General features: G+C 30.9%; 11 protein-coding genes and 1 pseudogene. All 12 read right to left on the reverse strand.

The genetic code is table 11. The features are described 5' to 3' along the window. Window positions 1-53: 53 nt before the first annotated feature. Entirely contained in the window at window positions 54-941 is an 888-nt protein-coding gene (locus tag JRC48_RS07725) for a glycosyltransferase family 2 protein (protein ID WP_235068989.1), read from the reverse strand. A 29-nt stretch (window positions 942-970) separates the two neighbouring features. Then, on the reverse strand, window positions 971-1,810 hold the full coding sequence (gene rfbD, locus JRC48_RS07730; protein ID WP_235068990.1) for a dTDP-4-dehydrorhamnose reductase: 840 nt from the start codon (window positions 1,808-1,810) through the stop codon (window positions 971-973). Beyond that, window positions 1,810-2,838, reverse strand: coding sequence for a dTDP-glucose 4,6-dehydratase (rfbB, locus tag JRC48_RS07735; protein ID WP_235068991.1), 1,029 nt, complete (start codon window positions 2,836-2,838; stop codon window positions 1,810-1,812). Before rfbB ends, rfbD begins: the two co-directional genes overlap by 1 nt. Further along, window positions 2,838-3,419: a dTDP-4-dehydrorhamnose 3,5-epimerase gene (rfbC, locus tag JRC48_RS07740; protein WP_235068992.1), complete on the reverse strand. Its 582-nt coding sequence runs from the start codon at window positions 3,417-3,419 to the stop codon at window positions 2,838-2,840. Before rfbC ends, rfbB begins: the two co-directional genes overlap by 1 nt. After that, window positions 3,419-4,288, reverse strand: a complete 870-nt coding sequence (gene rfbA / locus JRC48_RS07745; RefSeq protein ID WP_235068993.1) for a glucose-1-phosphate thymidylyltransferase RfbA — start codon at window positions 4,286-4,288, stop codon at window positions 3,419-3,421. Before rfbA ends, rfbC begins: the two co-directional genes overlap by 1 nt. Before the next feature lie 17 nt (window positions 4,289-4,305). Beyond that, window positions 4,306-5,154 carry a glycosyltransferase family 2 protein gene (locus tag JRC48_RS07750; protein WP_235068994.1) on the reverse strand — a complete coding sequence of 283 codons (849 nt, stop codon included), beginning with the start codon at window positions 5,152-5,154 and terminating at the stop codon, window positions 4,306-4,308. Window positions 5,155-5,156: 2 nt separating this feature from the next. Continuing rightward, window positions 5,157-6,173 carry a glycosyltransferase gene (locus JRC48_RS07755; RefSeq protein WP_235068995.1) on the reverse strand — a complete coding sequence of 339 codons (1,017 nt, stop codon included), beginning with the start codon at window positions 6,171-6,173 and terminating at the stop codon, window positions 5,157-5,159. A 42-nt stretch (window positions 6,174-6,215) separates the two neighbouring features. Next, window positions 6,216-7,448, reverse strand: a complete 1,233-nt coding sequence (locus tag JRC48_RS07760; protein WP_235068996.1) for an O-antigen ligase — start codon at window positions 7,446-7,448, stop codon at window positions 6,216-6,218. After that, window positions 7,445-8,320 carry a glycosyltransferase gene (locus JRC48_RS07765; RefSeq protein ID WP_235068997.1) on the reverse strand — a complete coding sequence of 292 codons (876 nt, stop codon included), beginning with the start codon at window positions 8,318-8,320 and terminating at the stop codon, window positions 7,445-7,447. Before JRC48_RS07765 ends, JRC48_RS07760 begins: the two co-directional genes overlap by 4 nt. A 26-nt stretch (window positions 8,321-8,346) precedes the next feature. Beyond that, complete coding sequence (locus JRC48_RS07770) at window positions 8,347-8,994, reverse strand: sugar transferase (RefSeq protein WP_235068998.1); 648 nt, start codon at window positions 8,992-8,994, stop codon at window positions 8,347-8,349. A 221-nt stretch (window positions 8,995-9,215) separates the two neighbouring features. Then, window positions 9,216-10,315: pseudogene (locus JRC48_RS07775) on the reverse strand (IS630 family transposase). A 157-nt stretch (window positions 10,316-10,472) separates the two neighbouring features. Then, window positions 10,473-11,492, reverse strand: coding sequence for an LCP family protein (locus tag JRC48_RS07780; RefSeq protein ID WP_235068999.1), 1,020 nt, complete (start codon window positions 11,490-11,492; stop codon window positions 10,473-10,475). Window positions 11,493-11,509 lie beyond the last annotated feature (17 nt).

Below are 11,509 nucleotides of genomic sequence, written 5' to 3' on the forward strand. Positions count from 1 at the left end.
AATATAGAATTCAATAAATATTCAATGATTTTAATTCTATTTATCCATGATTTTTATCTCTGTCTAAATGGTCCAAATAGATTATTTTTTCCATCCTTATAGCCTTGATATATCATACTAAATTTAGCTTTTTTCTCATTTTCATAAAGCATAATTTTAATAATCTCTTTTATTGCTGATATTTTATCTTCTCGAATAGATTTGGGTACAACGGTAGCATACCTATTCCAACAATATATTCTATTACGAGTCATATAGTATCGGCGTAAAGGAGAATGATTAGTGTATGTTATATTTTTAAAGAATAGCTTAGCTTGAGAAGAATCTCCTAGACGATGGTATAAAATAGCTGTATTTACTTCAACTATTTTATATCCATTCTCAATTAATCTAAAACAAAAATCTAAATCTACTAAATCAATAAATAACTTAGCTTCAAATAATCCTATAATCTCAAAAACCTTTGATTTAACTAAATTACCCGATGTAATACCTCTCTCAACATATTTTACATGCTGATCCTGTGTATCATTTTCCTCTTCATTAATTCCTTGCTCTAGATTAATAGGGATTAAGCTTACAACTTTCTCTTTCTCTAATACATCTAAAGAGTTATATCCCTTTAATAACTCATAAACCATATTTTCTTTTGGAATACTATCATGATCAAAAGTAATAACCCACTCATATTGGTTTTCTAATGCATAGGTTATACCTCTATTTAAAGCTTCCGCTATTCCAAGATTTTGTGATAGCCTTATTAACTCAATTTGATATTCATTAGCTAAGTTTGACAGAATACATAAAGTTTCCTCTTTTGATCCATTATCAACAATAACTAACTTACTAACTTGACTATAAATTGCACTGAATGTATCTAAGAACTCTTCTTTACAATTATATGTAACAATAACTCCACAAACTAATTTTGAATTATTCATCAACACTACTCCACTTTATTTTTTCGTAATTAAATCTTTTTTATATAGTCAGTTAACGCATTTTGCCATGTTGGCAATAAGTTAAAACCATTCTCTTTTAACTTGTCTTTACTCATTTGACTATTCATTGGACGCTTCGCTGCTGTTGGATATTGATCTGTTGTAATTGGATTTGTTTTCACTTCAATCCCACTTTGTTTGAAGATCTCATTCGCAAATTCACACCATGAGCAGAATCCTTCATTCGTCGCATGGTAAATACCGTATTTATTAGTTTCAATCATGTCGACTAATAATGGGGCTAAGTCTGCTGTGTACGTTGGTGATCCCACTTGATCGTTGATGATATTTAATTCATCACGTTCTAATCCTAAACGACGCATCGTTTTGATGAAGTTATTTCCATTCACACCGAAGACCCATGAAATACGGACGATATAGTATTTTTCAAGTAACTCTTGAACGTATTGTTCTCCTTTTAGTTTACTTGCTCCGTAAACATTGATTGGATTTGGAATATCCGTTTCTACATATTCCCCCTCTTTAGTTCCATCGAAGACATAATCCGTACTAATATAAATCATTTTAACATCTAACTCTTTTGCACACTCAGCGATGACTTTAACAGCCTCTGCATTGATTTGATAACAAATCTCTGACTCTTCTTCTGCTTTATCAACGGCTGTGTAAGCCGCACAATGAATGATGGCGTCTGGTTTTAAGTTCATAATGAAGATACGAATCGCTTCATTATCCATTAAGTCCATCTCTTCACGGTCCACTCCAATCGGTTGATGACCGCGTTTTTCTAATTCTTTAACAACGTCGTATCCTAATTGACCTTTAACTCCTGTTACTAATACTTTCATTATTTATCACCATATTGTTTTTCAAAATAGTTTTGATATTCACCTGAGATAATATTTTCCCACCATTGTTTATTATCTAAATACCACTCAATCGTTTGTTGAATTCCTGTATCGAAGTTATACGTTGGTTTCCATCCTAATTCATTTTCTAATTTTTGTGGGTCAATCGCATAACGTAAATCGTGCCCTGGACGATCTTTCACGTAAGTAATTAATACTTCTGGTTTATTTAAGGCTTTTAAAATCGTTTTAACGACCTCTAAGTTAGTACGTTCGTTGTGTCCACCGACGTTATAAACTTCTCCCACTTTACCCTTGTGTAAAATTAAGTCAATCGCTGCACAGTGATCATACACGTGTAACCAATCACGAACGTTCTCTCCATTTCCGTAAACCGGTAATTGCTCATCATTTAACGCACGTGAAATCATTAATGGAATTAATTTTTCAGGAAAATGATAAGGACCGTAGTTATTTGAACAACGAGAAATTGTAATTGGTAATCCAAACGTACGGTGGTAAGCAAACACTAATAAATCAGCTGATGCTTTTGATGCTGAGTATGGGCTTGATGTGTGTAATGGTGTTTCTTCTGTAAAGAATAAATCAGGACGATCTAATGGTAAATCTCCATATACTTCGTCTGTTGACACTTGATGATAACGTTCTACGCCATAAGTACGTGATGCATCCATTAATACTTGTGTTCCTAAAACGTTTGTTTTAATGAAAATTTCTGGATCTGTCACTGAACGGTCTACATGAGACTCGGCCGCGAAGTTAACGACGATATCGAATTTTTCTTTTTCAAATAAGTCAAAGATAAATTCACGATCCGCAATATCGCCTTTCACAAATTTATAGTTAGGCTTTCCTTCAACTGGTTGACACGTCTCTAAGTTTCCAGCATAGGTTAAAGCATCTAAGTTCACAATCATGTAGTTTGGATACTTATCCACCATATAATGAACAAAGTTCCCTCCAATAAATCCTGCTCCACCTGTTACTAAAATCTTTTTCTCCATCATTACTTCTTCTCTCCTTCATAAATAAATGGTAAGTCTATTAATTCTTTTAATGTTTTTTGTTTCTGATCTTTTTCTGATAATAAAATCTCTCCTAGATCTTCTAACGGCCAATCAATTCCAACTTCTTCGTCATTCCAAAGTAAACCACTATCATATTCAGGTGCATAGAAGTCAGTACATTTGTAATTAAACACAGCTTCGTCCGAAGTTACCACAAATCCATGAGCAAATCCCTCTGGTACATAGAATTGTCGTTTATTCTCAGCACTTAAATAAACCCCTTCCCATTGTCCATAAGTCGGTGATCCTTTGCGTAAGTCAACTGCGACATCCCAAACTTCACCTTGAGTGACACGCACAAGTTTTCCTTGTGTATGTTGTGTTTGGAAGTGGAGACCACGTAAAACTCCTTTACGAGATTTTGACTCATTATCTTGAACGAAGTTCATCGTTAACCCAGCGTCAGCAAAATCTTTTTGACTGTAGCTTTCCATAAAATAGCCACGGTCATCACCGAATACTTTTGGTTCAATAATATATAAATCTGGAATTTTCGTTTGAATGAAATTAAAGTTTCCCATTATGCCACCTCATCTGCGATTTTAACTAAATATTGACCATATTCTGTTTTTAATAATGGCTTCGCTAACTCTAGCAATTGTTCTTTCGAAATATAACCTTGACGATAAGCAATTTCTTCTAAACATGAAACAAATAGACCTTGACGAGTTTGAACCGCTTCGACATAGTTAGACGCTTCTAATAATCCACGATGAGTTCCAGTATCCAACCAAGCCATTCCACGTCCGAATAATTCAACTTTTAATTTTCCACGACGTAAGTATTCATTATTAATATCTGTGATTTCTAACTCACCACGTGGAGACGGCTGAATATTTTTTGCGATTTCAACCACCTCATTATCGTAGAAATATAATCCTGGAACTGCATAATTTGACTTAGGTTGAGCTGGTTTTTCTTCAATAGATAATACATTAAAGTCTTGATCAAATTCAACCACTCCAAACGCACTTGGATCACTAACATGGTATCCAAAAATCGTTGACTCTTCACGGTTAACTGCCTTTTGAAGACGCTCAGTAAATCCATACCCATGGAAAATATTATCTCCTAAAACCAAAGCTACCTTATCATTACCAATGAATTCTTCTCCGATAATGAAAGCTTCCGCTAACCCGTTTGGTTGTTCCTGAACTTTATATTCAATCGTTAATCCTAAATGAGATCCATCTCCTAATAATTCTTGGAATAACGTAATGTCACGCGGAGTTGAGATAACTAAAATATCTTTAATTCCTGCTAACATTAATACCGATAATGGATAATAAATCATCGGCTTATCATAAATTGGTAACGCTTGTTTCGATACTGATTTTGTAATCGGATATAAACGTGTACCTGATCCTCCAGCTAAAATAATACCTTTCATAATTCTCTCTCCTTTTGTTAATTATAAGATTTAAACCCTTTAAGTCGTGACTTAATATAGGCTTTTCTAATCTCCTGCTCTTCTTTATTATTTTTTAATACTGCTAATGAATATTTTAAAGAATGATAAAGTATAATAGAATAGAATAACTTCAACATATATACATCCTTATTTTTTTTACATAAGGCACCAAATCCTAAGCCATAGGATTCAATTTTAGCCAATGGCAATTTCCTGACTGATGATGGATGAAATAATTTAATACTTGGGTGATAGATAACCTTTTTTCCTTCTTTAAGTTCATTATAGATAGTATCTGCATCCTCATTACTTCCGTAGTAAGTACCAACTCCCATATTTTCATCGAATAATTTTGTCTTTGAAGTAATCTTCTTAAATATGGTAATTGATGATATCTTAGTGTAGAAGTTACTTCTTTTAATCTCTATACTTTTTTCTGGCCACTTACGAATACAATCTTTATTAGCTTCATCTAATATTTTTCCCATTAATATATCTGCATTTGTACTCTGAAACAGTTCATTAACAGTTTCTAAAGTATTCACGAAATACTTGCAATCATCATCAGGAAAGGCAATAATATCCCCTTTAGCTTTTTTTATTCCAATATTTCTATTTAAGGATAACCCTTTAACATCTGACCTAATATGCTGAATATCCAATTCATTTTTAAATTCATCAACAATATCGTTTAAAACAATAGAATCATTTTGATCAACAATAATTAATTCAACCTTTGATAAATCATAATTAGACTTTAATAAACTCAAGATAAATTCTCTAATCTCATCTTTTCTACCATAAGTAGCCATAATAAGTGAGAATGTATACATATTTCTTTTCAAGACTAGCTTCCTCCTACCTGTAAATGTTGATGGATAACCTTGACTCTTTCAGCAAAACTATTATTCATTGTAATAAATTGATTATCTTTTTGTTTCGAAATTCTTAATTCCTCTTCTTTAATATATTTTCTAATCAGCTGATTGAGCTCTTCTATAGAACTAAAGTATTCAACATATTCTCCATATTTTTCAACTATAAACTGGTTATTATCAACTAGTTGAAATGCCCCATTTGCTGCAATTTCAAAAAAGCGTGGATTACATCCTTTATTTGATTGAGAATGATGCATATTTAAGCAAATTTTACTACGAGCATACAACTGATTTACCTCTCGTGGAATAACATTACGATTTTTAAAATACTTCTTATATTTCGAAAAGAAATATTTTAAATATGTATTAGGTTGTTTGATATTTGTATACTTTCCATAAATTTCAATATTCAGGCTAGGAAATTGATTAATTATATTTTCTAATAATTCAATTCGTTTTGGATATAAGCTACCTATAAATAGGATATCAATATCTTTTTCTATTTTATTAATTGGATGATAAACTTCATCATCGTAAGCTAATGGTAGAAATGTACTTTTAACGCCCATTTCTACTAAGCGTATCACATCGTTTTCTTCAAACATATACTTCAAATCATAATATTTAATATTATCTATGATCTTGTCATATCTGAAAAGTGAATCCATCATCCATAGAATTTTGGGAACTTTAATTTCCTCTAATGTTTTGTTTGAAATTTTTTCTGGCTTAATAAATAGCACATAGTTGGGAAGATATTGTTCAACCTCAATTAGAATCTTATAATTTATTCTATCATCATATTTTCTTTTGAAATAATTTACACCTATCTTACCTAATAAACTACATATAATTTTATTCTTTAGGCCATGATATCCATCAAAATAAGAATAGACTTTTGTTTCATAACCTAATTTTTCAAATCCTCTTTTTACGCTGTCATTATATCCAAAAAAATCTGGTCCTACTATTAATACTTTCTTCATTTTTATTCTCCCCATTATTTCTTTAATATAATTAATCTTTTCTTAAGAGACTTCCGCCTTATTATTTATCTGAGAAATTAAATAAGCACATAAAATATATAAAACAATATCATTATCATATCCTAAGTACTGTAGCATAAAGGAAAATAATAAAGGCACTACTATAATAAAAATGAAATTAATATTAATTCTAAATTGATTTGTCCAATATAATGTTCCCCCTAAGAAACCAGTATATAAAATTAAACCAATTAATCCAAAATCTAACCATGTATTTAAAAAGACATTATGCATATTGCTTTCACCTATATAATAAGGTGAATAAGCTTCTAAGAACGCTCTTGCAGAGAGTAATCCATTTCCTGTTAAAAAGTGTGTATTTGTAATATTTTCAAAAAATGTTTGCCAATAAATTAATCGAACATAGCCACCATCTGTTACATCTAATTTTATATTTAAAATTTTATCAACAAATATATATCCAATTCCTAATAAGATGACTCCACCAATTGTATAAAAAACAATTTTAATTTTTTTTGTTATTACTCTATTAACTCTCTCGAACACAAAATATACTAATGCTAGTATATACACTACTTGAGCAGTACGGCTTAATAAAAATAACATATTAAAGATAGAAATAAACACTAAAATATAATTACTTTTTCCGACTTTTTCATGGTAACTTAAATCATATAGATAAAGGATCTGAAACAGAGCTAATTTTACTGCCCAAATATTCTTATTACTAATTCCAATGATATGTGAATACTCTGATATAACATAACGAGTTATCGAATTCTCAAACCCTCCATTAAATAGGACCTCATAAAACAAATTATTTGGAATGTATATCCACAATAACTGAATAAAATTTAATATAATAATATATCTAATTGATTTAACAACTATCCTTCTTAAACTCCCATTATTTCTTTTTTGAATAACTAAGCTAAAAATTAATAAAAATACTAAGTTTAAAATAAGTTTAATTAAAATACTAGGATAAGCTGTAAAACGTATTAATGTAATAACAACTGCCCATAGTAGAAAACTAGCTAAAAGCCATTGATTGAGTTTTACCTCTTTTAGACTTTTTCTAAATCCATCCTTATACAACGAATAAATTCCAACTATAATTACACTTGTAAAAAAAATAGGATAAATAGGAATGTTAAGAAAAATACTAAATAATGAAAATATAAATAGAACATCAATTATTTGTAATTTACCTTTAAATCTAATAAATGCTTCACGGAAAATATCTATGTTCACAACTTTTTCTCCTTTTGTTTTTTACAATTATAAAATGCTAACTTATAACTGATTAGCTTTATTGGACACTCCACGAAAAGAAATCTTATTAAATCAAAATATCTTTTCTCTTTTAATAAAGCATTTATCATAAACTTAATTAATTTAACCCCTTCTCCATTTGTACTATAAACACTTAATAAGTCTTGATGTTCCGCTTCAAAAATTCCAATTTGAGTGTATCTATCCCAGGTCTCTCTTAGATTAAAGTTATGGCTATGTAGTACTTTACTACTACAGTTATATAAGACTGTTTTTCCTGACTCGATTACATTACACACATATACAACATCTTCATTTGTTTTAACTTCATAGTTGTAACCGTTTAATTTAATATACTCACTTCTTACTGTTGCTGAAGACGAGTCAGAATAATAAATATTTTTACGCCCCCATTTTACGATTGTTTCCTTATTACATAGACGATTATAATTAGGATAATTATATATACGCGTTAATCGTTCAATAGAGGTCGCATTATTATAAGGAATTTGACGAGAGTATGTTGCCACAACTTCCCCCTTAAGACCATCAATTAGACTCTCTAACCAATAATCATTCGCAGGTAGAATATCTTGCGTAATAAAGACTAAATAATCTCCTTTAGATTTTAAAGCTGCTTCATGACGAGTTAAACCATGATTAAAATTTTTCACTTCATATACAACATCAAACAAATCTTTTGCTACTTCATAGCTATTATCCCTCGAAGGACTAACTGGAGCAATAATCTCTATATCTCCTTCAAATTTTTGAGATCGTATTTTACTATTTAAATTTTCCAAATAAGATTCACCATTATAAATTGGTAAAATAATACTAACCTTTTTCATCAACAAATTCACCTGTCTCTTTTAATCTAATAAGAGCCTTTACCTTTGATTACACTAACAAATGTTGCCAAAATAATCTTAATATCTAATAAAATACTTCTATTTTCGACATAATAAGTATCTAGAGCTACACGTTCTTCATATGAAGTATCACTTCGTCCATGCACTTGCCACATTCCAGTTAATCCTGGAGTAACCATTAAATATAGATCTACTTTATCTCCATATTTCTCTAACTCTGCTTCAACTACTGGACGTGGTCCGACAATACTCATTTCTCCTTTTAATACATTTAAAAACTGCGGGATTTCATCTAAGCTTGTTTTTCTAATAAACTTTCCTATTTTTGTAATTCGCGGATCGTCTTTTAATTTATATGTTTCTGCGTATTCCTTTTTTTGTTCTGGCGTAAACGATTTAATCATTTCACCAGCGTTCTGATACATAGACCGAAACTTATATACTGGTATCAACTCTCCGTTCTTTCCAACTCTTTTATGTGCAAAAATAATGGGTCCTTTTGGATCTTCCATTTTAATTAATAGTGCCACTACTAAAAATATTGGTGAAAATAATACTAGTCCAATTAAGCTCCCAACTATATCCATAACTCTTTTTGTAATAAAATATCTTTTCATTACATCAATATTTTTTTTTATACTTATAATTTTCATACTTCATACCTCTTTATTTTTAATTTTCGAAAATAATGCTACTATATAGACCATCACGCTCTAGAGGCACCACCATAAACGAAAATAAACGCCTTCTTGAATGTTAGATTCTAATTTTACCATAATCGATTAAAAACACAGACAAGATACGCCATTCATTTTGTATGCCCTTATTCCTCATTTTAAAGACCTACATCAAGGAGGCCTTTTCAAAACTGCCTTCACAGAGGGAGTTTGGATTTATTTTCATAGTAGAAACAGCTAGACAATCTACATTTTTCGCATAACATTCTAATGACTTCAAGTGGTCTCTGATTAATATACTCAATGAAGCCTTGAACAGATTTTTGATCTCAGCGACACTTTTGTAAAATACGTTATGAATGACAGATTTTTCAGCCACTCCCATAATCGCTCGATTAGATGTAATCCAGGACTATAAGGTGGTAAAAAGACAACCTTTAATCTACTTTTATGCTCTTCTAAAAAAGTTGGATGAGTTTAGCGTGATGAATTCTTGTATGCTCTAAAACCATAACAATCTTGTATGCTCTAAAACCATAACAATTTTTCCCATTCGATATTATTTCAGTACATTTTTGAGGATTTCTGAAAAGATATCTGCTGTATAACGTTCTTCCTCCTGGACATAAACATGTCCTGTTTCGTCGTTTAACACACCGATTACCTTAACACTCTGATGTTTCCCGTAGGTTGGAATCATCCTTTGTTTTCCCTTTAAAAACCAGTGACTAACTAACGAGGCAGTCTCTAATTGAAATTTCATCTTAAAAAATAAGATGATCAATCTCCCCAGGAATTATTTTTTTAGTTTCTCAAAGGTCTGAATAAAGTCTTATTTCTTTTCTTGGCTAGCCTTAGCTAGTGAATACGTCAGACGTGTATAGCTAAAACCTAGACTTATCAGCATATCATGCATTCCAGCTTTAGAGAATGAAACACCAAATATTTGTTTCACCGAGATGCATAATAGCTTACAATCCCAAGTCATGTACGGTTCAATTCCAACATCATCTGGCGTTTTATGGATGATGGTATGGATTAACTCAGCTTCTTGCTCAGGTGAAAGTTTCTTCGGGCAGCCTGATTTTGGGCGTGGTTTTAATCCCTCAAGTCCATATTTTTTATAATTTCTAACATGTGTTCAGATGGTCTGAGCAGTAAAGGGAACTATCCTAGCGATTTCTACATTTTTATATCCTTGTAAGTGTAAACAGATGACTTGATAACGAGTATAAAGTTGTTTCGATGATGTTTCACGCATCGCTGTTTCAATTAATTTTAATTCTGTCTGATTCATAGTTGCCCCAATTTCTATCCTAAAATGTATGTTTAATATCTACTATTTTAACATACATTTTAACGAATTTTGACCACAAGTATTTGAATTAAAAAACTATGAATTACATTTCTGTTTATATATATCCACTTAACTTTCCATTATATTTTAAAACCAATTAATAAATATACTGTTGTAATTTATCGCTTAATGAAATTACATAATCAGAAGGCTCATATATTTGTTCTTGATAAGTTGATTCATGGAATAAGCGAACATTTTCTAACAATGTATTTGGTACAAAGTAATAAATTCCATTTATATTCATTCCAACCCCTTCATCACGTGTTGGAAGTTGAAATTGTTCCATTTTTGGTATACCTTTTGTTGCAACTTTGGTTACTAAATCAATAATTTCTCCCTTAGATAAATTAGTCTTTACAGTTGAAATTAAATCATTTACTAGCGTCAACATTTTAGATAATGATATTGTTTTCATTCCTTCAAGCGCAACTTCCATCACTTCTCGTTGACGTTGCATACGTTCAAAGTCTCCATCTCCTACATGTCGAATTCTCATATATGCAACAGCTTGTCTACCATTTAATCGTTGATATCCTGAATTAGTTAGCTTATCAACTAGATGTCCATCTGGTGAATTAGTATTTAACTCATTCATATAATCATTGACATATTCCATCTCTTTACTACTCACATCAATCATTACCCCACCAAGAGCATCTATAATTGCTTCTACTGCCCAAAAATCTACAGTTACGTAATCTTCTATATTTAAATCAAATGTTTTATTAATTGTTTGAATGGCTAATTCTGCTCCACCAAAAGCATAAGCATGATTTAACTTATCAAAACCACGATCCCCAATTTCAACATAAGTATCACGCACGAGTGACGTAACCGTTACATTATTTTCTTTCTGATTATACGATAATACCATCATTACATCTGAGCGGCAACCACTGTAATCATCTGTGCGGCAATCTACTCCAAATAAAGCAATATTTTTAACATCGCTGTTCTCTAAGTTTGTGTTAACATTTAAATCGAAATCTTTATCAAACTCATCTTCACTAACAGTTACTTTATCTAAAATTAAATTCATATAGACAGCCCCTACTGCCACAGGAACAATTAATAAAGCTAAGACAATAGTTAAGATAATTTTCCACTTTTTCATCTCATTTTCTCCTTTAT

Origin of the sequence: Turicibacter sp. TJ11 (assembly GCF_021497505.1) — a bacterium.
Taxonomy (GTDB): domain Bacteria; phylum Bacillota_I; class Bacilli_A; order MOL361; family Turicibacteraceae; genus Turicibacter.